Source organism: Massilia sp. GER05, assembly GCF_052056005.1.
GTDB classification, from domain to species: domain Bacteria; phylum Pseudomonadota; class Gammaproteobacteria; order Burkholderiales; family Burkholderiaceae_D; genus Telluria; species Telluria orientalis.
Genome location: NZ_CP178858.1, coordinates 7,187,391 through 7,213,047, shown reverse-complemented (window position 1 = coordinate 7,213,047; position 25,657 = coordinate 7,187,391). Strand labels below are relative to the sequence as shown.

General features: G+C 66.7%; 21 protein-coding genes. 11 read left to right on the top strand and 10 right to left on the bottom strand.

What is annotated here, in order from left to right:
• Positions 1–66 precede the first annotated feature (66 nt).
• Positions 67–3,144 carry a TonB-dependent receptor gene (locus ACL58G_RS31845; RefSeq protein ID WP_440964532.1) on the top strand — a complete coding sequence of 1,026 codons (3,078 nt, stop codon included), beginning with the start codon at positions 67–69 and terminating at the stop codon, positions 3,142–3,144.
• A gap of 189 nt (positions 3,145–3,333) precedes the next feature.
• Positions 3,334–4,425: a UDP-3-O-(3-hydroxymyristoyl)glucosamine N-acyltransferase gene (gene lpxD / locus ACL58G_RS31840; RefSeq protein ID WP_413386624.1), complete on the top strand. Its 1,092-nt coding sequence runs from the start codon at positions 3,334–3,336 to the stop codon at positions 4,423–4,425.
• Here lpxD and ACL58G_RS31835 read toward each other — a convergent pair.
• Genes ACL58G_RS31835 through argS form a run of 7 tightly spaced genes read right to left on the bottom strand, consistent with a single transcriptional unit; the run spans position 4,409 to position 10,604 of the window.
• The gene (locus tag ACL58G_RS31835) at positions 4,409–5,149 is read right to left on the bottom strand and encodes an SPOR domain-containing protein (RefSeq protein WP_440964531.1); all 741 of its coding nucleotides are present in this window, start codon (positions 5,147–5,149) and stop codon (positions 4,409–4,411) included. The two genes, lpxD and ACL58G_RS31835, sit on opposite strands and share 17 nt — an antisense overlap.
• 10 nt (positions 5,150–5,159) lie before the next feature.
• The gene (locus ACL58G_RS31830) at positions 5,160–5,912 is read right to left on the bottom strand and encodes a type III pantothenate kinase (protein WP_413386628.1); all 753 of its coding nucleotides are present in this window, start codon (positions 5,910–5,912) and stop codon (positions 5,160–5,162) included.
• Positions 5,913–5,927: 15 nt separating this feature from the next.
• Positions 5,928–6,692, bottom strand: coding sequence for a biotin--[acetyl-CoA-carboxylase] ligase (locus tag ACL58G_RS31825; RefSeq protein ID WP_440964530.1), 765 nt, complete (start codon positions 6,690–6,692; stop codon positions 5,928–5,930).
• Entirely contained in the window at positions 6,689–7,483 is a 795-nt protein-coding gene (locus tag ACL58G_RS31820; RefSeq protein ID WP_440964529.1) for an SDR family oxidoreductase, read from the bottom strand. The genes ACL58G_RS31825 and ACL58G_RS31820 overlap by 4 nt, the downstream gene beginning before the upstream one ends.
• On the bottom strand, positions 7,480–8,157 hold the full coding sequence (locus ACL58G_RS31815) for a thiol:disulfide interchange protein DsbA/DsbL (RefSeq protein WP_413386634.1): 678 nt from the start codon (positions 8,155–8,157) through the stop codon (positions 7,480–7,482). Before ACL58G_RS31815 ends, ACL58G_RS31820 begins: the two co-directional genes overlap by 4 nt.
• Positions 8,158–8,166: 9 nt before the next feature.
• Positions 8,167–8,868, bottom strand: coding sequence for an SPOR domain-containing protein (locus ACL58G_RS31810; RefSeq protein ID WP_440964528.1), 702 nt, complete (start codon positions 8,866–8,868; stop codon positions 8,167–8,169).
• Between the two features lie 23 nt (positions 8,869–8,891).
• Positions 8,892–10,604: an arginine--tRNA ligase gene (gene argS, locus ACL58G_RS31805; RefSeq protein ID WP_413386638.1), complete on the bottom strand. Its 1,713-nt coding sequence runs from the start codon at positions 10,602–10,604 to the stop codon at positions 8,892–8,894.
• A 198-nt stretch (positions 10,605–10,802) separates the two neighbouring features.
• Between argS and rsmB the strand changes: the two genes are divergently transcribed.
• From rsmB to ACL58G_RS31765, 8 genes are all read left to right on the top strand, one after another.
• Positions 10,803–12,371, top strand: coding sequence for a 16S rRNA (cytosine(967)-C(5))-methyltransferase RsmB (gene rsmB, locus ACL58G_RS31800; protein ID WP_440964527.1), 1,569 nt, complete (start codon positions 10,803–10,805; stop codon positions 12,369–12,371).
• 36 nt (positions 12,372–12,407) lie between these two features.
• The gene (locus tag ACL58G_RS31795; protein ID WP_413344664.1) at positions 12,408–12,971 is read left to right on the top strand and encodes a DUF4390 domain-containing protein; all 564 of its coding nucleotides are present in this window, start codon (positions 12,408–12,410) and stop codon (positions 12,969–12,971) included.
• A 3-nt stretch (positions 12,972–12,974) separates the two neighbouring features.
• Positions 12,975–15,263, top strand: coding sequence for an ATP-binding protein (locus tag ACL58G_RS31790; RefSeq protein WP_440964525.1), 2,289 nt, complete (start codon positions 12,975–12,977; stop codon positions 15,261–15,263).
• Between the two features lie 178 nt (positions 15,264–15,441).
• On the top strand, positions 15,442–16,194 hold the full coding sequence (locus ACL58G_RS31785) for a response regulator (protein ID WP_413337627.1): 753 nt from the start codon (positions 15,442–15,444) through the stop codon (positions 16,192–16,194).
• The gene (locus tag ACL58G_RS31780) at positions 16,184–16,591 is read left to right on the top strand and encodes a GTPase (protein WP_413337626.1); all 408 of its coding nucleotides are present in this window, start codon (positions 16,184–16,186) and stop codon (positions 16,589–16,591) included. Before ACL58G_RS31785 ends, ACL58G_RS31780 begins: the two co-directional genes overlap by 11 nt.
• A gap of 169 nt (positions 16,592–16,760) precedes the next feature.
• Positions 16,761–17,018, top strand: coding sequence for a BTH_I0359 family protein (locus ACL58G_RS31775; RefSeq protein ID WP_036235350.1), 258 nt, complete (start codon positions 16,761–16,763; stop codon positions 17,016–17,018).
• Between the two features lie 152 nt (positions 17,019–17,170).
• A complete protein-coding gene (locus tag ACL58G_RS31770; RefSeq protein ID WP_440964522.1) occupies positions 17,171–17,938 on the top strand; it encodes a class II glutamine amidotransferase in 768 nt (255 codons plus the stop codon).
• A 90-nt stretch (positions 17,939–18,028) separates the two neighbouring features.
• Positions 18,029–19,321, top strand: coding sequence for an EAL and HDOD domain-containing protein (locus ACL58G_RS31765; protein ID WP_440968178.1), 1,293 nt, complete (start codon positions 18,029–18,031; stop codon positions 19,319–19,321).
• A gap of 132 nt (positions 19,322–19,453) precedes the next feature.
• Here ACL58G_RS31765 and metH read toward each other — a convergent pair whose 3' ends face one another.
• Entirely contained in the window at positions 19,454–23,209 is a 3,756-nt protein-coding gene (gene metH, locus ACL58G_RS31760; protein WP_440968176.1) for a methionine synthase, read from the bottom strand.
• Positions 23,210–23,559: 350 nt separating this feature from the next.
• Between metH and ACL58G_RS31755 the strand changes: the two genes are divergently transcribed.
• Positions 23,560–23,793, top strand: a complete 234-nt coding sequence (locus tag ACL58G_RS31755; RefSeq protein ID WP_413337623.1) for a BrnA antitoxin family protein — start codon at positions 23,560–23,562, stop codon at positions 23,791–23,793.
• A 159-nt stretch (positions 23,794–23,952) separates the two neighbouring features.
• Here ACL58G_RS31755 and fmt read toward each other — a convergent pair whose 3' ends face one another.
• Both fmt and def read right to left on the bottom strand, forming a co-directional pair.
• Positions 23,953–24,900, bottom strand: a complete 948-nt coding sequence (gene fmt / locus ACL58G_RS31750; RefSeq protein ID WP_440964520.1) for a methionyl-tRNA formyltransferase — start codon at positions 24,898–24,900, stop codon at positions 23,953–23,955.
• An 11-nt stretch (positions 24,901–24,911) separates the two neighbouring features.
• Positions 24,912–25,439 (bottom strand): peptide deformylase, encoded by a 528-nt coding sequence (gene def / locus ACL58G_RS31745; RefSeq protein WP_413337622.1) that lies wholly within the window; start codon positions 25,437–25,439, stop codon positions 24,912–24,914.
• Positions 25,440–25,657 lie beyond the last annotated feature (218 nt).

Genomic DNA, 25,657 nt, shown 5'->3' with positions numbered 1-25,657 from the left:
GATTTTGCCAGCCATAAAGACGGCCCGTCGGGACGTCCCAGGCATAGAAAAACACAGGAGACAGCAATGATCGAGAAGTCCGTACAACGGCGCCGCCAGCGCCGGCAAGTCGTGCTTGGCCTGAGCGTGCTCGCAGGCCTTATCCAGCAAGCATATGCGCAAGATACCGCGGCGCCGGCCCAGGCCGCGCCGGCCGTCCAGGCCGATACCGCCGTCGTCAAGGTGACCGGCTACCGCGCCAGTCTGCTTTCGTCGGCGAAGGATAAAAAGGAGTCCGTTGGTTTCCAGGACACCATCAGCGCCGAAGACATCGGTAAATTCCCCGACAAGAATATCGCTGAATCGCTGAGCCGCGTGCCGGGTGTGCAAATCGCCCGCGACGTGACGGGCGAGGGCATGAACATCCAGATCCGCGGCCTGGGGTCGAGCTTCACCAAGATCCTGCTGAACAATGCGCAGATCGCCGTGGCGTCGTCCGGCCCGATCGACGGCGCGAGCACCAACCGCGAAGTCGACCTCGACCTGCTGCCGACCGACCTGTTCACCAAGCTGACCGTCAGCAAGAGCCCGACGGCCGGCCTGATCGAAGGCGGCGCCGCCGGCGTCGTCAACATGCGCAGCGCGCGCCCGTTCGACAACCCGGGCACCCACGTTTCGTACAGCGGCACGGCGCAGAAGCAGCAAATCGCCGACGGCGTCGGCGGCCGCGGCTCCATCGTGGCCAGCAAGACCTGGGGCGACAAGTTCGGTATCCTGGCCGGCATCGCCGTCAACCGCCAGAAGTCGCGCACGACCGGTTACGAGACCGTCGGCCTGACGAACCCGAACCTGACGGCAGCCCAGAGCTCCTCGCCGACCCGCAACAGCACCGGCGGCGGCAACTGGACGATCCCGGCCACCGTTCCGGCCGGCGCCGGTGCCGGCCTCGTGGCGGGCACGCCGATCGACCAGGCGTTCCTGCTGGCGCACAACCCGGGCCTGACGATCGACCAGATCGACAACGCCCTCGTGCCGCGCCTGGGCCGCTTCATGGATTACTTCGGCACGCGCGACAAGGGCTCGGCCATCCTCAGCGCCGAATGGCGTCCGCTGGAAAACCTGCACTTCTACGTCGACACGCTGTACAGCAAGAAGGACGACGACATGCAGCGCATCGCCTACACCTGGGCGGTCCGCAACAATGCAGCGATCCCGCTGAACATGCAGGTCGACAAGAGCGACTGCACCACGGGTTGCACGGTCACGTCGGGCACGTACGCCAACTCGACCTACTTCATCGAATTCGGCCCGCGCCGCGACCGTACCGACCTGAAGGGCATCAACCCGGGCATGGAGTGGAAGATCACCCCGACCCTGAAACTGGAAGCCCAGGCCAACGCCACCAAGTCGACGTTCTCGCACGAAGCACCGACCATCATGCCGATCACGGCAGCCGGCAGCGGCCTCGTCACCACGTTCCAGAACAACGGCGGCGTGCCGAGCATTTCGTTCAACAAGGACGTCAACGACCCGGCGAACTTCGTCTGGGCCGGCGGCCGCGTCAACATCCAGAACGAGCTGCGCGAAACGAGCACGAAGGGCTTCCACACCGACCTGACGTGGGGCGATTCGAAGCTGAGCGTCAAGGCCGGTCTCGCCTACGACGACATCGACCGCCGCATCCGTGGCCAGGACAACTCGGCCGCGTGGCAGGCCGCCGTCTGCGGCAACAACCCGAGCGTCTTCATCCAGGGACCGAACGGCGCGCCGCCGTGCGACGGCGCCAGCACGCCGGGCGCCAGCGCCGCCGCGCTGTACCCGGGCTACGGCACCGGCTACACGGCCGGCCAGACGGCACCGCTTACTTACCAGGGTTCGCTGATCCCGCTGAACAAGCTGGCCTCCTACCTGGTGCAGGGCCCGCACGACCGCCTCGTCGTCGACTGGGACCGCTTCCGCAAGGATTCGAACTACGACGCATACAACTCGAGCGCGCCGGATTCCACGAGCTCGTCGACGGGCGCCAGCTCGGGTTATGTGCGCGAGCGCTCCACCGGCTTCTACACCGAGCTCAACGGCGAAACCAAGCTGTTCAGCTTCCCGGTCCGCTACAACGCCGGCGTACGCTATGTCCGCACCAAGCAGGAAGTGGGCTCCCTGAACTCGTTCAGCGACCCGCGCAACGCCAACCTGACGCTGAACGGTTCGAAGTACCCGAACCAGACCGAGTGGGTCTATCAGGACACGACCTACAACAACACGCTGCCGTCGGCCACCGCGGCCATCACGCTGCGCAGCGACATCGTGGCCCGCATCGCGGCGTCGAAGACGATGACCCGTGCGAATCCGAACTCGCTGCGTCCGGGCATCAACTTCAGCGGCACGTCGGCCGACGTCGGCACGATCGGCAGCCCGGAACTGAAGCCCTACCTGTCGAACAACATCGACCTGGGCATCGACTGGTACACCGGCCGCGAAGGCTATGTGAGCCTGACCGTGTTCCAGAAAAAGGTGAAGGGCTTCACCGTCATCGACAACCTGACGATGCCGTTCTCCGCCCTGGCCGCCTACGGCATCACGTACAACAACCTGATCCCGACGCAGCAGGTGGCGATCAACTCGCGCGGCGGTCCGGACGTGGCCACCGTCGTGATGAGCCAGGAACGCAACGCCGGCGGCATCCTGACCGTGCGCGGCCTCGAGATCGGCTGGGTCCAGCCGCTCGACAAGCTGCTGCCGATCAAGGGCTTCGGCTTCAGCGAGACCGCGACCCTGATCAACCAGAGCGCGAGCGGCGAGGGCACCAACGGCTTCGTGGCGCTGAACGTGCCGAAGAAGAGCAACAACTTCGGCTTCTACTACGAGAACCACGGCTACATGGCGCGCATCTCGCACCAGTACCAGCAGGGGAGCCAGAGCGCCAACGCGAACCAGAGCGGCGTGACGCTGGCGGCACTGTACGGCCGCTCGTACAAGCAGGCCGACTTCTCGTCCAGCGTGGACCTGGAAGAAGTGCTGAACCGCGACAACTGGCCGACGATCACGTTCGACATCGTCAACCTGAACAAGGCCAAGCGCGAAGGCTACTTCCAGTTCCCGAACGCACAGTTCACGTCGTTCGATCCGGGCCGCACCTTCCAGCTGGGCATCCGCGGCAAGTTCTGACCGCGCGGCAGTACCTTCTACGTCCCCTGTCCCCGCTTTCGACCGGCATGCAACGCGCCGGTTGCAAGCGGGGCTTTTTCTTTTGCGGTAGCTCACACCGCTTCCGTTTTCCCCCTAGGGTCCGGAACTGCCGGCCTGGCGTCCCTGTCGAACCGCATATCGACGCAACGACGCGACAGGAGGCAGGGGATGGGGGCACGACTCGTGGAGCTGGTCACGCGCTTCGGCGGCCGGCTGGAAGGCGACCCGGACATCGAAGTGGCGCGCATCGCCCCGCTGGACCGCGCGGGCGCCACGGACATCAGCTTTCTCAGTAACAGCCGGCTGCGCGCCGTGGCCGCGCACAGCCGCGCGGCGGCGCTGATCCTGGCGCCGCTCGACGAGCCGGCGGTTGCGGCCACGTACGCCGGCGCGCGCATCGTCACGAACAACCCGTACGCGTATTTCGCGCGCACGGCGCAATACCTGTGCGCGCCCGGACATACGCCCGTGCCGGGCATCCACCCGACAGCCGCCGTGCACCCGGGCGCGCGCGTGGACCCGACTGCCTTTCTCGGTCCGCACGTCACGGTGGAGGAGGGCGCGGCCATCGGGCCCGGCGCCGTGATCGACGCGGGCTGCTACATCGGCCGCGACGCCAGCGTGGGCGAGGGCACGCATTTCTTCGCCAACGTGACCTTCCACGCGCGCTGCGTCATCGGCGCGCGCGGCATCGTCCACTCCGGCGCCGTGATCGGGGGCGACGGCTTCGGCTTCGCGGTGGACGGCGGCGTCTACATCAAGATTCCGCAGACGGGCCGCGTCGTCATCGGCGACGACGTCGACATCGGCTCGAACACGGCGGTCGACCGCGGCGCGCTGGACGACACGGTGATCGAAGACGGCGTAAAACTCGACAACCTGATCCAGATCGGCCACAACTGCCGCATCGGCGCGCACACGGCGATGGCCGGCTGCGTGGGCGTCGCGGGCAGCGCCAACATCGGCCGGCACTGCACGTTCGGCGGCGCCGCGATGATCAACGGCCACATCGACATCGTCGACAACGTCCACGTCACGGCCGGCACGCTGGTGCCGAACTCGATCACGGCACCGGGGCGCTACACGGGGTTTTATCCGATGGCGCCGAATGCGGAATGGGAACGCAACGCGGCGCTGCTGCGCAACCTGTCGGCAATGCGGGAAAAGATCAAGACGCTCGAGCGGGCGGTGAAGGTGCTGGGGGGCGAGCAGGCGGGACAGTCATCCCGCGATGCGTCCGCGCTTACCCGCAGCTCTTGACGTCCGCTCCGTCATAACGCTCGGCATAGCCTTCGATGCGCTTGCGGGTCGCGGCATCGAGGCTGCGTACGCGGTAGACGTAGTGAGTCGTTTGCGGCCCGCGCGGTGCGATGCGCGCCGAGTGCACGCCCTGCTTGCCCAGTTGCGCGAGCATCGCCTGGGCGCCGCTCTCGGTCTTGAACACGCCCAGCGAGATCGCGTATTTCAAGGGCGAGTCGCCCTGCAAGACGTAGAAATTGGTCACGCCCAGGTTGCGTAGTTCGGCGGCCTTGCGGTCGGCCGATTCCTTGCTGCCTTGCGTCGGGATGTGCACGAGCCAGCTGCTGACGTCCTGGGCCTGGATGGTCTGGCGCGACTGGCGGTCGCCGAGGTCCAGCGCGGCCAGGCGCGTTTCGAAGCGGCGGGCGTCGGTGGAATTGAACGGACCGATTTCCGTGCACGCGAAGGCCGGGGCCGGCGGCGCGCCGGCAGGTGCGGGCGCGCTTGCCGCAGCGCTTGCCGACGGCGTGACGTCCGCCGCATCGCCACCGGCCGGCGGCGCCGCAGCCTTCGCGGCGGCCTCGGCCTGGTCGCGCGTCAGCAGGGTCATCTTGGCCGTGTTGAACTGGCGCTTCAGGCGCGTCGGTTCGTGCTCGTTGCTCCTGGCCGTGCCGAGCAGGCCTTGGGCATACGCGAACAGGGCGGCGTTCAGGAACAGCAGGGACCAGAAGGCGAGTCGTAGCACGAGCATGTCCTCAAGCGGGAGCGGAGTCGGTAGCAAGGAAGGGTGCGGCCGCATGCAGGCCCACCAACACAATATTATCCAGCATCCAGTGCGGGACGGACAGGAGCGGGGCCACGCTGGCCGCCGCGCCGCCGGAGACGATGCACAGGTCGGCCGGCAGCGCCGCGCAGGCGCGTTCGATCGCGCCGGCCTGCGCGGCCAGGCAGCCGGACAGGATGGCGTCGCTCGTGTGGTCCGCGAAGGTCGGCGGAGAGGCACCCGGCGCGACCTGCGGCAGCTGGGCCGTGCCGCGTGCCAGCGCGCCCAGCATCAGGCCCAGGCCCGGCAGGATCATCCCGCCGAGGAAGTCGCCGGCGGCGCTGACGGCGTCCACCGTCGTCGCCGTGCCGCACGTGGCCACGACGAGGTTCTTGCCGGGGGCGACGCAGCGTGCGCCGAGGGCGGCGGCGAAGCGGTCGCTGCCCAGCTGCGTGGCATTGCGGTAGCGGTTGCGCATGCCTTTCAGTTCAGCCCGCGACGTGAACCATGTGGGCGGCGCGGGCAGCAGCGGGGCGAGCAGGGCCGTCAGCTGGGCGGCCATCGCGTGCCCCGCCACGTTCGAGACGATCGCGCGCGCAAGACCCTGGCCCGCCCACGCGGCCTGCAGGCGCTCCAGTTCCGCATGCGGCACGGCGCCATGCGCGGTCCAGTCGCCCGGCGCGGCGTCAGGGGCCGCGATGGCCCATTTGATCCTCGTGTTTCCAGCATCGACGAGCAGCAGCATTTGACCTCCCGGACATCAATCCTTCGTGCGCAGCGACACGTCGCCCGCCACGATCGTCACCCGGCCGGCCGCGGTGTCGAGCAGCAGCCGCCCCGTGTCGTCCACGCCGGCGGCAAGGCCCTCGTGCCGCACCTCGCCACGGTCGAGCAGGACGACCGGCCGGCCCTGCCACGCGTGCAGCGTATTCCAGCGCGCGACGAAGGCGGCGAACCCGGCGTGCGCGAACAGCGCCAGCGCCTCGGCCAGGCCGTCGAGCAGCATGGCCATCAGCTCGTCGCGGTCCATGCGCGCGAGCCACGGCATCGCGGCGGCGCTGCGGCCGATCCTGTCTTCGAGTGCGTCCGGCATCACGAGGTTCACGCCGATGCCGACGATGGTCCACGCGGCGCCGTCCGCCGCCACCTGCGTCTCGACGAGGATCCCGGCCAGCTTGTCGCCGTCCTTGAGCACGTCGTTCGGCCATTTCAGCTGCACGCTCTGGCCGAGTTGGCCGAGCGTTTCCGCCAGCGCGACACCGATCGCGAGCGGCAGGCCGGCCAGGCCGCGCAGCCCCCCGGCGAAGCGCCACGCGAGCGAGAACGTCAGCGAGTGACCCGGTTCGGACAGCCAGCTGCGGCCCGCGCGGCCGCGTCCCGCCGTTTGGTGTTCGGCGACGAGCAGCACGGGTGCCGTCAGCCGCGGCGCGCGCGCCAGCAGGTCGGCATTCGTCGATCCCGTTTCCGCCACCACCTCGACGGCGACGCCGGCGCGCGACAGCGCCATGATGCGGTCGGCGTTCATGGCGCCGCCTTGCCGGACTTGGTCGGCGCGTGCGCGAACAGCGCGTCGAACAGGACGTTGGGCAGCAGGCGCAGGACCTTGGCGACGACGCCCATCGGCCACGGGATCACGCGGTAGCTCGTGCCGGCGTCGATGGCGCGGGCGGCCGCGGCCGCGAAGCGGTCCACGGGCATCAGGAAGGGCATGGGAAAACGGTTCTGGCGGGTCATCGGTGTGTCGATGTAGCCGGGCGCGATGGTCACGACCCGGATACCGTGGGGTTGCAATTCGAGGCGGAGCGATTCCGCATAGGTGTGCACGGCGGACTTCGACGCGCAGTACGCGCCGGCCCCTTTCATGCCGCGGATGCCGGCCACGCTGCCGATGGCGACGAGGCGGCGCGGGCCGCGGTCCTTGGCTTCCCTGCGTTTCATCGTCTCGACGAACGGCGCGAACGTGGCGACGGTGGCCGTCACGTTGATGGCGAAGATGCGGGCGAACTGGGACAGGTCGTCGGGCCGTTCCGTCAGCGTCCCGGCCGAGACCCCGGCGCTGGCGATGACGATGTCGGCGCCGCCTTCACGCGCGATGAAATCAAAGGCGGCCGCAGCCAGTGCCGCATGGTCCGTCACGTCGACGGTGTAGATGTGGTGACCGGCGGAGAAGGGCAGCGCGTGCAGGGCATCCGCGCGGCGGCCCAGCAGGCCGAGGACGGCGCCGCGCGCCGCGTACTCGCGCGCCAGGGCGGCACCGATGCCGCTGGACGCGCCCGTGATGAATACGCGCAGCCGGCGGCTCCGCGCCGCGGTCATTTCCTGTCCGCTTTCGCTTTCGCGACGAGGAAGTCCATCACCTGCAGGGCCGCCTGCTGTTGCTGGGCTTCCGTCGTGCCCTCGGGCGCGCCCGCGCCCGCGTGCGACGGCGACGTGACGAAGCGGCCGTCGACGACGACGAGCGGCCAGCGGTCCACGCCATACGAATCCATCATCGCGCCAGCGCGGCGCAGCTTCGCCTGGATGCCAAACGAGCGGTACGTGTCGACGAACTTCGCGCGGTCGATGCCATTTTGCGCCACCCAGTCGAACACCTGCTCGTCGCTGGACAGGCGCAGGTGCTGCTGGTGCATGGCGTCGAACACCTTCTGGTGGTACTGGTTCAGCAGGCCCATCGCATCCAGCGTGTAGAACAGGCGCTGCTGCGGCAGCACGCTGGCGCCGCCCTGGATGTGGACGCGCTTGAACACGATGTTGTCGCCCTGCTTCCTGACCCACGCTTCGAGCGCGGGTTCGAACGCGTAGCAGTGCGGGCAGTAGTAGGCGAAGAACTCGATGACTTCGACTCTTGCGCCGGTATCGGTCGGCTGCACGGAAGGCAGCACGAGGTATTGCGACCCTGCCTGCGGCTCGGCGGCCGATGCCGACAGCGTGGCGGATCCGGCCGCGAGGCCGAGGAGGGCGGTGCAGAACAGACGGCGCGTCAGAGACATCGCGACCCCTTATCGTTGGTTACGCACGATGGCGACGTCGACGCCGCTGTCGAGCAGCTTGGCACGCGCCTTGTTCATGGCTTCGACCTGGTTGTACGGGCCGAGGCGCACGCGGTGCAGCACGCCGCTGTCGCTCGTGCGGTCGCTGATCGCCGCTTCGAAGCCGAGCAGCGCGAGCCTGGCGCGGGTCGCTTCCGCATCCGACAGGTCGCGGAACGCGCCCGCCTGCAGATAGTAGATGTACTCGCCGGCGGCGGCGGCGGCAGGGGCGGCTGCCGGTGCCGCGGGGGCCGCCGATGCGACGCGCGTCTCCGGCTTCGGCTCGACCCTGGCCGGTGCCGGCTCTTTCATCGCGGCGATCGCCTGGCCCAGCGGATCGACGTCGGCCGGCTTGGCGCTCGGTGCCGGTGCGGCATCGGTGCCGCCGGAACGCGCGGCCGCCTTTTCCGTGATCTCCTTGTTCGCCACGCGCGCGGCGTCGCGGTTGGCGTACATCGGCTTGTTCGGGTCCTGGGCCTGGCCTGGCGCCGGATCGGCCGGGCGGCCCGCCTTGACCGTCTTGTCGGTGAACGGCGAGGCGCCCTTGGTGATCGTCAGCGCGACCGCGACCGCGATGCCCAGACCGACGATCAGGCCGATGATGAGGCCAGTGAGCGTACTGCCCCGCTGGCGCGTGAAGGAGGATTGCGAGCGATTACGGAAAGCGGTCATGTAGTACGGTATGGTTAAAACGCTTACATTTTCTCCGGCGCCGAGACGCCGATCAGGGCCAGGCCGTTGCGCAGCACCTGGCGGATGGCGGCCGCCAGCGCGAGGCGCGCGAGCTTGGTCGGCTCGTCGTCGTCGAGCAGCCACTTGTGCGCGAAGTAATAGCTGTGCAGTTCGCCGGCCAGTTCGCGCAGGTAGAACGCGACCTGGTGCGGGCCCAGCTCGACGAGCGCGCGCTGCAGCATCTCCGGGTACGACGACAGCTTGGCCAGCAGGCCGGATTCGTGCGCATTCGTCAGCGGGGAGAGATCGACGTTGGCCAGTTGCGCCACGTCGCCGCCCCAGTTCGCGAGGGCCGAGCAGATGCGCGCGTGGGCGTACTGCACGTAGTAGACGGGGTTCTCGTCGTTGGTGGCGAGGGCGACGTCGACGTCGAACACGAATTCCGTGTCGGCCTTGCGCGAGATGAGGAAGAAGCGCACGGCGTCGCGGCCGCGGGTCACGTCGCCGTTGCCCGACCATTCGATCAGGTCGCGCACCGTCACGTACGAACCGGCGCGCTTGGAGATCTTGACCTCCTCGCCGTTCTTCATGACGGTGACCATCTTGTGCAGCACGTAGTCGGGATAGCCCTGCGGGATGCCGATGTTCACGGCCTGCAGGCCGGCGCGCACGCGGGCGATGGTGCCGTGGTGGTCGCTGCCCTGGATGTTGATGGCCTGGTCGAAGCCGCGCTTGAATTTCTGGATGTGGTACGCCACGTCCGGCACGAAGTACGTGTAGGTGCCGTCGGACTTGCGCATCACGCGGTCCTTGTCGTCGCCGTAGTCCGTCGTCTTGAGCCACAGCGCGCCGTCCTGCTCGTACGTCACGCCGGCGTCGACCAGGGCCTGCACGGCCGCCTCGACCTTGCCGTCCGTGTACAGCGAGGACTCGAGATAATAGTTGTCGAACCTGACCCCGAACGCTTGTAAATCCTGGTCCTGCTCGTTGCGCAGGTAGGTGACGGCGAAGCGGCGGATCGATTCGATGTCGTTCGTGTCGCCGCTGGCGGTGGCGGGCTGGCCGTCGCTGGCCGACACGGTCTTCTTCGCGAGGAAATCGTCGGCGATGTCCTGGATGTAATCGCCGTTGTAGGCCGATTCCGGCCATTCGATATCGCCCGGACGGAAACCGCGCGCACGGGCCTGGACCGAGTTGGCCAGGGTCAGGATCTGCACGCCGGCGTCGTTGTAATAGAACTCGCGCGTGACCTGGTGGCCCTGCGATTCGAACAGCGACGACAGCGCGTCGCCCAGTGCCGCCTGGCGGCCGTGGCCCACGTGCAGGGGGCCGGTCGGGTTGGCGGACACGAATTCGATGATCACGTGGTGGTCATGGCCCGAGTCGCCGCGGCCGAAGGCGTCGCCCTGCTGCAGGACGGTCTTCACGACCGACTGCTTGGCGCTGGCTGCCACGCGCAGGTTGATGAAGCCCGGGCCGGCCACGTCGGCCGATTCCACGAGACCCGCCGCCTTCGGATCGGCCAGCAGCGCGGCGACCAGGCGGGTGGCCAGGTCGCGCGGGTTCGTTTTCAGCGGCTTGGCCAGCTGCATGGCGATGTTGCAGGCGATGTCGCCGTGCGACGGATCGCGCGGGCGCTCCAGGACGACGTTAGGGCTGAGGTCGCTGCCGGCGACAATGGGGGCCAATGCGGCCTGGAACAGGGCAACGATCTCTTGTTTTTGTTGGGCGAGCATGAACTGTGGTCGAAAAAATAATGGTCGGTGCGGCGTGGTCGGTGCGGCGCGGTGGCGGTGCCACCGGCAGGCTAAGCGATCATTATACTGGTTTGCCGCAACGCGCAAACCATCCGGGGACACGGGCACAAGCCTCGCTTAAGCCTGCGCAACGCGTAACCGTTACAATGAGCGTCTTTATGCATTGATCGATTTGCCATGACCGAAAAGCGCCCGACGCTCACTCTCAAACCCAAGGCCGGCGGCCGCAACGGCGGCAAAAAGGCCGGCCCGGCCCGGCCGGGTGGCGCACCTGGCAAGGGGCAGACCGCCCCGCGCGGCCCCGGCGGCACGCCGCCGCGCGGCCCGCAACAGGTCGAGCCGGCCCCGCGCGACGCTGGCTACGCGTCGTCCCGTCCCAAGGACGAGGGCGCGCGCCTGCGTCACAGCCACGAGGTCAAGGCCCACGTCCAGCTCGATTACAGTCCCGACCTGCGCACCGATTCCCTCGCGTTCGCCCTGCTGGGCGCGGCGAGCAGCCTTGCGCGCGTGCGTGCCGGCACCGCGCTCCCCCACGCGCTGGCCGAGGTGTTCCAGGCGTATGACGCCCCGCCGCAGGCACGCGGCGCCATCCAGGACATCGCCTACCGCGCCATGCGCCAGCTGGGGCGCAACGAGATCCTGCTGAGCCTGATGACGAGCAAGGCGCCCGAGCCCGCCATGTTGGCCGGCCTGCTGGAATGCGCGTTGGCGCTGCTCGACCCGCCCGAAGGCAGCGAGCCGCCTTATGAAGCCTTCACGGTCGTCGACCAGGCCGTCTTCGCCAGCTCCGCCCATCCGGATTTCGCGCACGCGAGGGCGATGGTGAACGCCGTGCTGCGCCGCTTCCTGCGCGAGCGCGAGCAACTGGTCGGCGCCGCGCTGCGCGACCAGGTCGCCCAGTGGAATTACCCGCAATGGTGGATCGACTCGGTGCGTACGGCGTACCCGGACGACTGGCAGGCGATCCTCCAGGCGGGCAACCGCCAGCCGCCGCTGACCCTGCGCGTCAACCGCCGCAAGACGGACGTCGACACCTATCTGAAGACGCTGCTTGCTGCCGGCATGCGCGCGGAGCAGGTGGGGCCAAGCGCCGTGCGCCTGGCGCAGGCCGTGAACGTGGCGCAGGTCCCCGGCTTTGCCGACGGCCTCGTGTCCGTGCAGGATGCCGGTGCCCAGCTGGCCGCGCCGCTGCTCGACCTCCACGACGGCATGCGCGTGCTGGATGCGTGCGCGGCGCCGGGCGGCAAGAGCGGACACATCCTGGAGACGGCCGACGTCGACCTGACGGCGCTGGATGCCGACGCGCGCCGCCTCGTGCGCGTGGACCAGAACCTGCAGCGCCTGGGGCTGTCCGCGACCGTCAAGGCGGGGGCGGCGGAAGCGACGGATTGGTGGGATGGCCGTCAATACGATCGTATCCTCGCCGACGTGCCGTGCACGGCGTCCGGCATCGTCCGCCGTCACCCGGATATCCGCTGGTTACGACGCAAGAGTGACACCCACCAACTTGCAACACTTTCCGGCAAAATACTCGACAATCTTTGGCAGATGCTGCGGCCCGATGGTAAATTGCTGTTCGTGACATGTTCGCTCTGGCCGCAGGAATCGGAAGCGCAGGCCGCCGCCTTCGCGGCGCGCCACGGTGCGGTCCGTCTCGACGCGCCGGGCCAACTGCTTCCTCGAAGTGGCGCCGGGCAGGATCATGACGGTCTGTTCTACGCCTTGTTCCAGAAGGCCGGAGCGTGAGCAATCCCGACAACGCTTTTTAAGGCTCTGGCCCTAGTGACTGTACGATTTTTCCGCCTCATCGCCTGCCAGCTCTTGCTGGCATTCGCATGCGCAACGGCGCAGGCGGCCGACGGGATCGAAATCACCTTTGCCAGCATCGAAGCCTCCGACGACGGCTATCGCCTGAAGGCCGCTTATTCGTTCGACCTGACGCCCGGCCTCGAGCAGGCCATCCAGCACGGCGTGCCGCTGTCGTTCACCACCGAGATCGAACTGACCCGGCCGCGCTGGTGGTGGACCGACGACCACGCCGTCTCCTCGCGCCGCACGGTCAAGCTGAACTACGACCCGCTGTTCCGGGTCTATCACTTGTCCGCCCTCGGCAGCATCCAACAGAATTTCGACACGCTCGACGAGGCGTTGCTCGCGATCCGCCGGCCGACCCGCTGGCTGATCGCCAAGCCGGGGGCGCTGAAGCCGGGCGAGACCTATAACGTTACCGTGCGCATGTTCATGGACCGCGAATACCTGTTGAAACCGCTTCAGGTCGATGCCCTGAATAATTCCGACTGGCGCCTGGCCTCGCACAAGAAGACCTTCACCTACCGTGCGGAGTAAGCCGTGATCCGGGCCCTGCGCTATGCCCTCGTGATCGGCAGCGCGATCGCGTCGATCCTCGTTTTTCTTCTCGCCTCCGCATCCAGCAACACGGGCTTCTTCGCCCGCAATTTCGCCTGGCTGTTCGGCCTGATCGTCGTCGTCGCCGGCGCGCTGTTCGTGCTCGTGCTGGTCGCGTTCTGGCGCCTTTATTCGCGCTATAGGGCCGGCAAGTTCGGCTCGCGGCTGATGGTGCGATTGATGGTGCTGTTCGGGGGGATCGGCATCCTGCCCGGGGTCGTCGTGTTCATGGTGTCGGTGCAGTTCGTTTCGCACTCGATCGAATCGTGGTTCGACGTCAAGATCGAGGCCGCGCTCGACTCCGGCCTGAACCTGTCCCGCGCCGCCCTCGACGAGGCGCTGGCCGACCTGAACGCCAACGCGGGCACCGTTGCCGCCACGCTGGCGGGGCAGGGCGAACAGGAGGCCCAGACGATCCTCATGCGTGCGCTCGACGACAGCGACGGCATGCAGAGCGCGCTGCTGTTGAATGCGGCCGGCAAGCCGGTCGCCAGCGCCACCGAGGACCGCCGTGCCGTCGAGACCGCCGACCTGCCCACGCCGCAGATGCTCAAGCAGGCCGCGATGCCGGGCGGTTACGCGCGTCCGGAAGGCGGTATCGACGACGACTTCCGTGACGCGCACGACGAGTCGCCCAACGCCCTCGATGCGGCCACCGACCTGCGCTTGCGCGTCGTGGTGGCCGTGCCGGAGCCGCCCGGCATGGAACCGCGCTACCTGCAATTGACGCAGTCGGTGCCCGTCAACCTGGCGTCCAATTCCACCGTGCTGCGCACCGCCTACCGCGAATACCAGGAGCGCTTCGCGGCGCGCCGCGGCCTGAACAAGATGTATGTCGGCGAGCTCACCCTGACCCTGCTGCTCGCGATCTTTTCCGCCATCGGCGCGTCGTTCCTCATCGCCGGCAACCTCGCGCAGCCGCTGCTCGTGCTGGCCGAGGGCACGCGCGCCGTCGCGGAAGGCGACCTGTCGCCGCGCCCGATCGTCGAGACGAACGACGAACTGGGCACGCTCACGCAATCGTTCAATGCGATGACGGGCCAGCTGTTCGAAGCGCGCTCCGCCGTCGAACGCAACCGCGCCGCGCTGGAAAGCGCCAAGGCCCACCTGGAATCCGTGCTGGCCAACATGTCGGCGGGCGTGATCGTGATGGATGCCGATGGCGTCGTCGTCAACTCGAACGATGCCGCGCACCGCATCCTGCCGGTCGACGTCGCGTCGCTGGCCGGCCGTCCGCTCGACGCCATCGAGGGGCTGGAAGTGTTCGCGGGCGCCGTCACGCGCGCCTTCTCGGCGCAGAGCGCGCAATCGGCCGCGGGCCGCGGGCGCGGACGGGCGCACTGGCAGCAGCAGATCGAGATCCCGCGCCGCCCCGGCACCGACGACGACCACGACCTCACCCTGCTCGCGCGCGGCTCGCGCCTGCCGGTGGGGGCGGGCAGCGGCTTCATCGTCGTGTTCGACGACATCTCCGACGTGATCTCGGCCCAGCGTTCGGTCGCCTGGGGCGAGGTCGCGCGCCGCCTCGCGCACGAGATCAAGAACCCGCTCACGCCGATCCAGCTGTCGGCCGAACGCCTGCAGATGAAGCTGGCCGACCGCGTCGACCCGGATGCGGCGGCACTCCTCAACAAGGCCACCGACACCATCGTGAGCCAGGTGGCCGCGATGAAGCGCATGGTCGACGACTTCCGCGACTACGCGCGGACGCCGCCGGCCGTGCTGCACCCGCTGGACCTGAACGACCTGATCGACGAGATCCTGAACCTGTACCTGTCCGAGGATGGCTCCGACGTGATCCACCCGTCGCTCGCCCCCGGCCTGCCGCGCGTGATGGGCGACGCGACCCAGCTGCGCCAGGTGATCCACAACCTGCTGCAGAACGCGCAGGACGCGCTGGCCGACCGTCCGGGGCGGGACGACCCGCCCCGTATCGACATCGTGACGGAAGCCATCCACTATGTCGGCGCCGACGGCGGCACGGGCACCGCGGTGCGCCTGGCGATCGTCGACAACGGGCCCGGTTTCGCGTCGAAGATCCTGTCGCGGGCTTTCGAACCGTACGTCACGTCGAAGGCGCGCGGCACCGGCCTGGGCCTGCCGATGGTCAAGAAGATCGTCGACGAACATGGCGGCCGGATCGACGTCGCCAACCGCGCCGACGGAAGTGGCGCTTCGGTATCGATTTTGCTGTTAAAGTTAGCGCCAGAGGCGAACTTGGCCGAAGCGTGAATCGCGCATAAAATCTTGGCTGGAACGGGCGCCTCGAAAAACCGTCGCGAGCGGCCGCAATGCGGTTCGAGAAGCGCAGCTGTACGAAAGTACAGCGAGCATCGCAGGACCGCAGTGCAACGCGCAGTAGGTTTTTCGACGTGCACGGAGAGAGTCAGATCATAAAAGGCATAACAAGATGGCGAACATACTCGTAGTTGACGATGAAATGGGCATCCGCGAGCTGCTCTCGGAAATCCTTGGCGACGAGGGACACGCGGTCCAGCTGGCGGAAAACGCGCAGCAGGCCCGCCAGGCGCGCCAGCAGGGCACCCCCGACCTGGTGCTGCTCGACATCTGGATGCCCGATACCGACGGCGTCACCCTCCTCAAGGAGTGGCAGCGCGACGGCCTGTTGACGATGCCGGTCATCATGATGTCCGGCCACGCCACCATCGACACCGCCGTGGAAGCGACCCGCATCGGCGCCCTCAATTTCCTGGAAAAACCGATCGCCCTGCAAAAACTGTTGAAAGCGGTGCAGCAGGGCCTGCAGCGCGGCCAGGAAGTGGCGCGCGCCCCGGCGATCGCGCCGCGTCCGATGGCGACCGTCGCCTCCGTCTCCGCGCCCGTGCCGGAGCCGAGCGCCGTCGCGCAGCCGATGTATGCACCGCAGCCGCAGGGCGGGGCGATGGGGGCGTCGATGGGCATGGCCCGTCCGGTCAGCAACGGCGAGGCGCATGCGCACGGCTACACGCTGTCGTTCGACCTGCCGCTGCGCGAGGCGCGCGACGCCTTCGAGCGTATGTACTTCGAACACCACCTGGGCCGCGAAGGCGGGTCCATGACGCGCGTGGCCGAAAAGACGGGCCTGGAACGGACCCACCTGTATCGCAAGCTCAAGCAGCTCGGCGTCGAACCGGGCAAGCTGGGCAAGAAGAGTGCACAGTAATCCCGGCGACCAGGACGATGCACGCACCGTCCTGACGCTCGTCACCGGTCCCGGCGCCGCCGCGCGCGAAGCGGCCATCGCCGCCCACCTTTCCGATCTGCATGAAGACCGGGTGCATCCCATCTCGCAGGCCATCGTCCTTGAAGGCCTCGCGTCCGGCAGTTCCCCCCTCGACGACCTTCCTCCCGGGCAGACGCTTGCGCGGATCGCGCCCGGTTGCCTGTGCTGCACCGGCAATCTCGTTTTGCGTGTAACATTGAATCGACTGCTGCGCCAACGACCCCGCCGTATCTTCATCGGTGTCGCGGACAGCGGGCATCTTGATCAGTTGCGATCGTGGTTGCAGTCCGAGCCATACGATCAGCTGTTACGGCTGACTTCCGACCTGAAGGCCTGAATCTTCCGCAGCGTGTTGATGGCATTCGTAACAAGTTGTAGAGGTTCTTGAATTCGGTTCGTCGTGGCCCCACCTCGTAGTTGAAGTGGAACGAAAGTGGAAAGGCCAGCAAAGAGCCGTCCGCCGCCGGGCGGCCCTTGCACCCATCTGATCGAGTGAAGGAGTCATCATGAACATGATCTATAACAGCGAACAGTACAGCGTTGTCGAATTTGGCGTCGATCACAACCTCGAGGCCCTGCGCTTCGGCGGCTACGAGATCGTCGACAAGTCCGGCCGGCGCGAGGCGTTCATCGGCGGCAAACTGGCGCAAGCGTTCCGGCGAGATGTCAACAACCTGATCGCGAGCGAGCCGACCATGGAGGAAATCGACGATTTCCTGGGTTCGTACGATACCCTCATGAGCCAGCCCGTCGTCCTGCACTGAGTCTCCCCCCGGGCCGGACAGGACGTCCGGCCACTGCTCTGCCGCACCTGCGTTACGCAGCCTTGTTCGGGCCGGCGACGCAGGGCACCATCCGCATTCCAATCACATTCTCCCCATACCGGCTTTGTGTTCGCGCATGGTAAGCTTGACCCATGTGTCAGCTACTCGCCATGAATTGCAATGTCCCGACGGACATCGTGTTTAGTTTCACCGGCTTCGCCCATCGGGGCGGACGCACGGACACGCACCACGACGGCTGGGGCATTGCGTTCTTCGAGGGATCCGGCGTGCGCCATTTCGTCGATCACCAGGCCGCCATCGCGTCGCCGATCGCGGAACTGATCAAGCATTACCCGATCAAGTCGCTGAACGTCATCGCCCACATCCGCAAGGCCACGCAGGGCCAGGTGGCGCTGGAAAACTGCCATCCGTTCGTGCGCGAGATGTGGGGCCGCTACTGGGTGTTCGCCCACAACGGCGACCTCAAGGGGTTCGAGCCCGTCCTCGACGGGCCGTACCGCCCGGTCGGCAATACCGACAGCGAGCGGGCCTTCTGCTTCCTGCTGCAGCAATTGCGCGAGCGCTTCGGCGCCACGCCCCCCGCCATGCCCGTGCTGCGCGCCGCCATCGCCGACCTCGTCGCCATCATTGCCCGCCACGGCACGTTCAACATGATGCTGTCCGACGGCACGGCGCTGTTCGCGCACTGCTCGACGAAGCTGTGCTACGTCGTGCGCAAGTATCCGTTCACGGCCGCCTGCCTCGCCGACGAAGACCTGTCCGTCGATTTTTCCCAGGTGACGACGCCGAATGACCGCGTGGCCATCATCGTCACGACGCCGCTCACGACCAACGAAACGTGGACGGAATTCGCGCCGGGTGAACTGAAGGTTTTCGTGGACGGCCTGCCGCAATCCTGACAAAGTTTTTTACAGGAAATCATTTTCACATAGTCACCGGGCGGCGGAATGCGTTAAAGTAGCTACGTTCCCCTGCTACAAGAGTCCATGATGACCGATACCGCCGCGAGCCTGGACCACGCGAACTATCCCCTGCGCGTGCGTGACTTCTACCTGGGGCGCCAGCCCGTTCTCGACCGCAACCAGGCCCTGTACGGCTACGAGCTGCTGTTCCGAGGCGCGGGCACCAGCGCGCGCCAGGGCGAGGCCGACGAGACCGGCCTGTCCGCGACGGCCGCCGTGATCGCCCATGCGGCGCAACTGGGCCTCGCGCGCGCGATCGGCGACGCCACCTGCTTCCTGAACGTGGATGCCGAAGTCCTCGCGAGCGACATCTTCGCCTTCCTGCCGCGCGACCGGACGATCCTCGAGATCGTGTCCGACGTCGTGCCGGACGACGACCTGCTGGCGCGCATGCGCGCGCTCGAGGGCCACGGCTTCCGCTTCGCGCTGGACGGCGTCGACGGCGACAGCCTGCGCCTGCAACGCCTGCTGCCGCTGGCCGCCTTCGTCAAGCTGGACCTGCGCAGCGTGCCGCCCGCGCAGCTGCCGAACCTCGTGCGCCGCCTGCACGGCATGGAAAAGACCGTGGTCGCGGAAAAGGTCGAGACGCGCGACACCTACCAGGCCGCGATGAACCTCGGCTTCGACTACTTCCAGGGCTATTATTTCGCGCGTCCGTCCGTGCTGGGCGGCCGCAAGCTGTCGCCGTCGCAGCTGGCCGTCGTCGACCTGATGAACCTCGTGATGTCGGACGCGGACAATGCCGCCATCGAAAAGGCCGTCAAGCGCGACGTGACGCTCGCGCTGAACCTGCTGCGCCTCGTGAACACGCCGGCCGTGGGCGCGACGCAGCGCATCGATTCCGTCAGCCAGGCCCTGCTCGTGCTGGGCCGGCGCCAGCTGCAGCGCTGGCTGCAGATCATGTTGTATGCGGAGCCGGCCACGCGCGGCCACAACCAGACGCCGTTGCTGATGCTGGCCACGACGCGCGGCCGCCTGATGGAGCTGCTGGCCCAGCGCCTGCGTCCCGGCCAGCGGGCCGTCGCGGACATCGCGTTCACGGTCGGCATCATGTCGCTGATGGACGTCCTGTTTGGCATCCCGATGACCGAGATCGTCGAACAAATCCCCGTCAGCGACGAAGTGCGGCAAGCCCTCGTGGGCCGCGCCGGTTTCTTCGGCGAGCTGCTCAAGCTCTCCGAGAGCATCGAGCAGGCCGACGAAAACACGGAACTCGTGCTGCCCACCTTGAAGGAACTGCAGATCTCGGGCGACGACATGATCGAGTTGGAGATGTCGGCATTCCAGTGGAGTGATTCCGTGGTTCGTTACGCCATCTGAACCAGCTTGATGTAGCCGCACCGTCGCGGCCTCGTCGCGGCTGAATACGCGTGGGCTCGGGGAGCCCACTCTACGCATCGGGCCACGGCAGGGTGGGGGGGGGGGCCCCACCCGTGCCCACGCGCAGTTCGATCAGAGATTCGGCGCGAGATAGCGTTCCAACTCGTCCTTGGCGATGCCGCGGCGTTTGGCCATGTCCTCGAGCTGATCCTGCCCGATCTTGCCGACCACGAAATACTTCGATTCCGGATGCGAGAAGTAGAAGCCCGACACGGCGGCTCCCGGATACATCGCGAACGATTCCGTCAGCTGCATCCCGATCTCGTCGGCCTGCAGGGTCTTGAACAGGTCCGCCTTGACGGTGTGCTCAGGGCATGCCGGATAGCCCGGCGCCGGACGGATGCCCACGTATTCTTCCTTGATCAGGGCCTCGTTCGACAGCTTCTCGTCCGCGACATAACCCCACAGGTCCGTGCGGACGCGCTCGTGCATGTATTCGGCGAAGGCTTCGGCCAGGCGGTCGGCCAGGGCCTTGACCATGATCGACGAGTAGTCGTCGCCCTCGGCCTCGAAGCGCTTCTCGATCTTCTCGGCACCGATGCCCGCGGTCACGGCGAACATGCCGATGTAGTCGGCGATGCCGGACGATTTCGGCGCGATGAAGTCGGCCAGGCACTGGTTCGGACGCTGCACGCCGTCGACGACGGGCTTGACGCCCTGCTGGCGCAGGCCGTAGTAGGTGAAGGCGACTTCGCTGCGGGTGTCGTCCGTGTAGATCTCGATGTCGTCGTCGCCCACGGTGTTCGCCGGGAGCAGCGCGATGGCGCCGTTCGCGGTGAGCCAGCGGCCGTCGATGATCTTCTTCAGCATCGCCTGGCCTTCCTCGAACACCTTCGCCGCCGCTTCGCCCACCACCTCGTCCGTCAGGATCGCGGGGTACGGGCCGGCCAGGTCCCAGGTCTGGAAGAACGGGCCCCAGTCGATGTAGCGTGCGAGGGTACCCAGGTCGACGTTCTTGAAGACGCGGCGGCCGACGAACTTCGGCTTCACGGGCGAAAACGCGAGCTGCGCCTTGTTGGCGCGCGCCTGCTCCAGGCTCACCATCGGCAGCGCCTTCTTGTTCGCGTGCTGTTCGCGGATGCGCTGGTAGTCCTCGGCGATCTCGGCGACGTAGCCGTCGCGCGTATCCACGGTCACGAGCGACTGGCCGACGGAGACGGAGCGCGATGCGTCCGGCACGTACACGACCGGGCCTTCGTAGTGCGGCGCGATCTTGACGGCGGTGTGCGCGCGGCTCGTCGTCGCGCCGCCGATCAGCAGCGGAATGCGGCGGTCGCGGAACCACGGGTCGCGCTGCATCTCGCGCGCGACGTGGGCCATCTCTTCGAGCGACGGCGTGATCAGGCCGGACAGGCCGATGATGTCCGCGTTCTCCGCCTTCGCTTTCGCGAGGATCTCGGACGCGGGCACCATGACGCCCATGTTGACGATCTCGAAGTTATTACATTGCAGGACCACGGAGACGATGTTCTTGCCGATGTCGTGCACGTCGCCTTTCACCGTGGCGATCACCATCTTGCCCTTCGGTTTCGCGACGATGCCAGTGCGCGCTTCTTCCGCCGCCTTTTCTTCCTCGATGAACGGGATCAGGTGGGCCACGGCCTGCTTCATCACGCGCGCCGATTTCACGACCTGCGGCAGGAACATCTTGCCCTGGCCGAACAGGTCGCCGACGACGTTCATGCCGTCCATCAGCGGGCCTTCGATCACCTGGATCGGACGGCCGCCTTCCGCGGCGATCTGCTGGCGCGCTTCTTCCGTGTCCTCGACGATCCACTGCGTGATGCCGTGCACGAGCGCGTGCGACAGGCGCTTGCCGACGGGCGCGTTGCGCCACTCGAGGTTCTGTTCCTGCTTCGCGCCGCCGGCCTTCAGGGTGCCGGCGAATTCGATCATGCGCTCGGTGGCATCTGGACGGCGGTTCAGCACCACGTCTTCCACGCGCTCGCGGAGTATCGGATCGAGATCGTCGTACACGCCGACCATGCCCGCGTTGACGATACCCATCGTCATGCCGGCCTTGATGGCGTGGTACAGGAACACGGTGTGGATCGCTTCACGGGCCGGGTCGTTGCCGCGGAACGAGAACGACACGTTGGAGACCCCGCCCGACACCTTCGCGTACGGCAGGTGCTCGCGGATCCAGCGCGTGGCGTTGATGAAGTCGACGGCGTAGTTGTCGTGCTCCTCGATGCCGGTGGCGATCGCGAAGATGTTCGGGTCGAAGATGATGTCTTCCGGCGGGAAGCCCACTCGCTCTGTCAATACCTTGTACGCGCGCGCGCAGATCTCGATCTTGCGCTCGAACGTGTCGGCCTGGCCCTTCTCGTCGAAGGCCATCACGATGACGGCGGCGCCGTAGCGGCGGCACAGCGAGGCCTGGCGCAGGAATTCTTCTTCGCCTTCCTTCATCGAGATGGAGTTCACGATGGCCTTGCCCTGCACGCATTTCAGGCCGGCCTCGATCACGCTCCATTTGGAGGAGTCGATCATGATCGGCACGCGCGAGATGTCGGGTTCCGATGCGATCAGGTTCAGGAAGCGCGTCATCGCGGCCTGCGAATCGAGCATCGCCTCGTCCATGTTGATGTCGATGACCTGGGCGCCGTTCTCGACCTGCTGGCGCGCGACGGACAGCGCCTCGTCGAACTGCTCGTTCAGGATCATGCGCGCGAACGCCTTCGAGCCCGTGACGTTGGTGCGCTCGCCGACGTTGACGAACAGCGAGGTGTCGTCGACGACGAACGGCTCCAGGCCGGACAGGCGCAGCGCGACGGGGATCTCGGGCACGGTGCGCGGCGGGCAGTCCTTCAGCAGCTCGCCGATGGCCTGGATGTGTTCCGGCGTCGTGCCGCAGCAGCCGCCGGCGATGTTGACGAAGCCGGCGTCGGCGAATTCGCGCAGCAGGGCCGAGGTGTCGGACGGCAGTTCGTCGAAGCCCGTGTCGCTCATCGGGTTGGGCAGGCCGGCGTTCGGATAGATGCAGACGAACGTATCGGCGATCTGGGAGAGTTCTTCGGCGTACGGGCGCATCAGGGCGGCGCCCAGCGCGCAGTTCAGGCCGATCGTCAGCGGCTTCGCGTGGCGCACGGAATTCCAGAACGCGGACACGGTCTGGCCGGACAGGATGCGGCCCGACGCGTCGGTGACGGTGCCGGAGATCATCAGCGGCACGCGCGGCGTTTCCGGATGCTCGGTGAAGTACTGGTCGATGGCGAACAGCGCGGCCTTGCAGTTCAGCGTGTCGAAGATGGTCTCGACGAGCAGCAGGTCGACGCCGCCCTCGACGAGCGCATCGACCTGTTCGTAATACGCCGTCACGAGCTGGTCGAACGTCACGTTGCGCGCGGCCGGGTCGTTCACGTCCGGCGAAATGGAGGCCGTCTTCGGCGTCGGGCCGAGGGCGCCGGCGGCGTAGCGGGGCTTGTCCGGCGTCGAGTATTTCACGCAGGCGGCACGGGCGAGCTTCGCGGCTGCCACGTTCATCTCGCGCACGAGGTGGGCCATGTGGTAGTCGTCCTGGGCGACGCTGGTGGCGCCGAACGTGTTCGTCTCGATGATGTCGGCGCCGGCGGCCAGGTAGCGTTCGTGGATTTCCTGGATGATCTGCGGCTGCGTCAGGTTCAGCAATTCGTTATTGCCCTTGACGAACAGCTCGCGTGCTCCACTGTCGGCCGGTGCGGCGAAATCGATGAAGCGGCCCGTCGGGCCACCGCGGTAGGCTTGTTCGTCGAGCTTGTATTGCTGGATGATCGTGCCCATCGCGCCGTCCAGGATCATGATGCGTTGGGCGAGGGCTTCGCGCAGCTGGGCTTCGACGGGGGACATGGCGTGGGCGGCGGTGTTCATCGTAGGGCTTTCCTGAGAGCGGCTGGATAAATATGAGGCTGGTCTGTGATTATACCGTTACTGGCCGAGTTTGTTCCTGGTGCGGCCCAAGGGCTACGGTTCGCTCGAAATCGGACGCGAATGTAAAGACGCTTGTAACGTATTGTTTCAACCGTCGTATTGTTACATTGGGATACAAATTGTCCCATATTAGCAATTTCCCGGATACATACAGAGGTGACAATAAATCCCATTGAGACCGCCGCTGGCGCGGTTTCATTGATCTGTATCAGTCCAATCAACGGAAAGTGCGGACCGTCGCTCCGCCGCCAAAATGGGAAGAATTGCAAATGAATAAAGAATATGAGCCTGAGTGGGACCAGTCGGCAGTCCGCAACGAAGACAACACCCCGGCCAAGACCCACGCTGTCGCCGGCGTGAAACAAATCGTCACCATCCGCCTGGATGTGGACATGCTGGAATGGTTCAAGTCGGCTGGCCCCGGCTACCAGACCCGCATCAACCAGGTCCTGCGTGAATACATGGAAGCGAATCGCGTGCGTGCTCAGGGCGAGCAGCACTGATTCCTCTCATGTCCTGATGGTCGGGGCACAGCGCTCCGCTCATTTGCAGACCTGATTTGCAGACCTGATGCCGGAACGGCATGCCATCCGACAGAAAGCAAAAAGGGCATCACCCGGCGCGAACCGGTTGATGCCCTTCTTCATTATTGCTGCAGGTTGTTACGCGAACGCGAGCCCGTCGAACGAAAAGCCTTTCAGGAACTCGCCCGCCGCCAGGCGCTTGCCGCCCGGCTTTTGCAACTCGGCCAGGCGCAACGCACCGGTACCGCACGCGACGACGATGCCCTGCGCATCCGCCTGCAGCACCTGGCCCGGCTGGCCGTGACCGTCCGCCGGTTGGGCGTTCCAGATCTTGATCGTGGTCGCGCCCGCCTGGCCATGCGCGCCCGGGAACGGGTTGAACGCACGCACCTTGCGCGCCAGCTCGACGGCGGGCAGCGTCCAGTCCAGCTTCGCTTCTTCCTTGCCGATCTTGGCCGCATAGGTCACGCCGTCTTGCGGCTGGGGGACGGCTTCCAGTTGCCCCTGCGCCATTTTCTGCAGAGCTTCGACGATCATGCGGCCACCGAGCGCGGCCAGCTTGTCGTGCAGGCTGCCGGTCGTGTCGGTAGCGCCGATGGCGATGCGCTCGATCAGCAGCATCGGGCCCGTGTCCAGGCCTTCTTCCATCTCCATGATCGTGACGCCCGTCTCGGCATCGCCCGCTTCGATCGCGCGGTGGATCGGGGCGGCGCCGCGCCAGCGGGGCAGGATGGAGCCGTGGATATTGATACACGGCTTGATGTCCAGCGTGGAGCGGGGCAGGATCAGGCCGTAGGCCGCGACGACCATCACGTCGTACTCCGTGGCCAGCAGGCGCTCGTGCGCGGCCTTCGCTTCGGCCGCGCGTTGCGGATCCTTCGCATCCATGCGCAGCGACAGCGGCTGCAAGACGTCGATACCGTGCGCGACGGCGACCTGCTTCACGGCGGACGCCTGCAACTGCATGCCGCGGCCGGCCGGGCGGTCCGGCTGGGTCAGCACGAGCGGGACATTGAATCCCGCGTCGAGCAGGGCGCGCAGGGCGACGGCGGCGAATTCCGGCGTGCCGGCGAAGACGACCCGCATTTTCTCCCTGCTCATGCGCGGCGGGCGGACGAGCGCTGCATGTCGCGTTCTTCCTTCTGCAGCTTCGTCTTGATGCGGTTGCGCTTCAGCGGCGACAGGTATTCCACGAAGACCTTGCCCATCAAGTGGTCCAGTTCGTGCTGGATGCACACGGCCAGCAGGCCGTCGGCCTCGAGCTCGAACGGCTTGTTGAACTGGTCGACGGCGCGCACTTTTACGCGCGACGGACGCTCGACGCCGTCATAGATGCCCGGCACGGACAGGCAGCCTTCGTCATAGACCTGCTTGTCCGGGCTGGACCAGACGATTTCCGGGTTGACGAAGACCAGCAGGTTGTCCTTGGTCTCGGTCACGTCGATGACGACGACGCGCTCGTGCACGTCGACCTGCGTGGCGGCCAGGCCCACGCCCGGGGCGTCGTACATGGTCTCGGCCATGTCCGCCACCAGCGTGTGGAGGCGGTCGCCGAATTCGGTGACCGGCTTGGCAACCTTGTGCAGGCGCGGGTCGGGGTAGCGGAGAATGTTCAGTAAGGCCATGGCTGTGTATTCGAAATCAATCAGTAATCGGTATATTGGGCCGCGCGGGCATAAACGCAACACGCCGCCCCCGCTGCCGGGTGCGGTTTGTCTTGCTAGTTCAGGGATTTCTCGGCAGAATTTGATTCAGTAAGGCAACTATTGCGACCCTTCATGATCCGCTGCGCGGTCGAAGAGTCGTCTGGTTCCTGCGTTGTTGCCGGCCGAGGTGGCGTAGC

Excerpts from the sequence above, each read along its gene's own strand:
- ACL58G_RS31765 (WP_440968178.1), top strand. The coding sequence starts at position 18,029 with ATGACCGATACCGCCGCGAGCCTGGACCACGCGAACTATCCCCTGCGC.
- ACL58G_RS31785 (WP_413337627.1), top strand. The coding sequence starts at position 15,442 with ATGGCGAACATACTCGTAGTTGACGATGAAATGGGCATCCGCGAGCTG.
- ACL58G_RS31775 (WP_036235350.1), top strand. The coding sequence starts at position 16,761 with ATGAACATGATCTATAACAGCGAACAGTACAGCGTTGTCGAATTTGGC.
- ACL58G_RS31815 (WP_413386634.1), bottom strand. The coding sequence starts at position 8,157 with ATGTCTCTGACGCGCCGTCTGTTCTGCACCGCCCTCCTCGGCCTCGCG.
- ACL58G_RS31770 (WP_440964522.1), top strand. The coding sequence starts at position 17,171 with ATGTGTCAGCTACTCGCCATGAATTGCAATGTCCCGACGGACATCGTG.
- ACL58G_RS31820 (WP_440964529.1), bottom strand. The coding sequence starts at position 7,483 with ATGACCGCGGCGCGGAGCCGCCGGCTGCGCGTATTCATCACGGGCGCG.
- def (WP_413337622.1), bottom strand. The coding sequence starts at position 25,439 with ATGGCCTTACTGAACATTCTCCGCTACCCCGACCCGCGCCTGCACAAG.
- fmt (WP_440964520.1), bottom strand. The coding sequence starts at position 24,900 with ATGCGGGTCGTCTTCGCCGGCACGCCGGAATTCGCCGCCGTCGCCCTG.
- lpxD (WP_413386624.1), top strand. The coding sequence starts at position 3,334 with ATGGGGGCACGACTCGTGGAGCTGGTCACGCGCTTCGGCGGCCGGCTG.
- metH (WP_440968176.1), bottom strand. The coding sequence starts at position 23,209 with ATGTCCCCCGTCGAAGCCCAGCTGCGCGAAGCCCTCGCCCAACGCATC.
- ACL58G_RS31810 (WP_440964528.1), bottom strand. The coding sequence starts at position 8,868 with ATGACCGCTTTCCGTAATCGCTCGCAATCCTCCTTCACGCGCCAGCGG.
- argS (WP_413386638.1), bottom strand. The coding sequence starts at position 10,604 with ATGCTCGCCCAACAAAAACAAGAGATCGTTGCCCTGTTCCAGGCCGCA.
- ACL58G_RS31825 (WP_440964530.1), bottom strand. The coding sequence starts at position 6,692 with ATGAACGCCGACCGCATCATGGCGCTGTCGCGCGCCGGCGTCGCCGTC.
- rsmB (WP_440964527.1), top strand. The coding sequence starts at position 10,803 with ATGACCGAAAAGCGCCCGACGCTCACTCTCAAACCCAAGGCCGGCGGC.
- ACL58G_RS31830 (WP_413386628.1), bottom strand. The coding sequence starts at position 5,912 with ATGCTGCTGCTCGTCGATGCTGGAAACACGAGGATCAAATGGGCCATC.
- ACL58G_RS31755 (WP_413337623.1), top strand. The coding sequence starts at position 23,560 with ATGAATAAAGAATATGAGCCTGAGTGGGACCAGTCGGCAGTCCGCAAC.
- ACL58G_RS31845 (WP_440964532.1), top strand. The coding sequence starts at position 67 with ATGATCGAGAAGTCCGTACAACGGCGCCGCCAGCGCCGGCAAGTCGTG.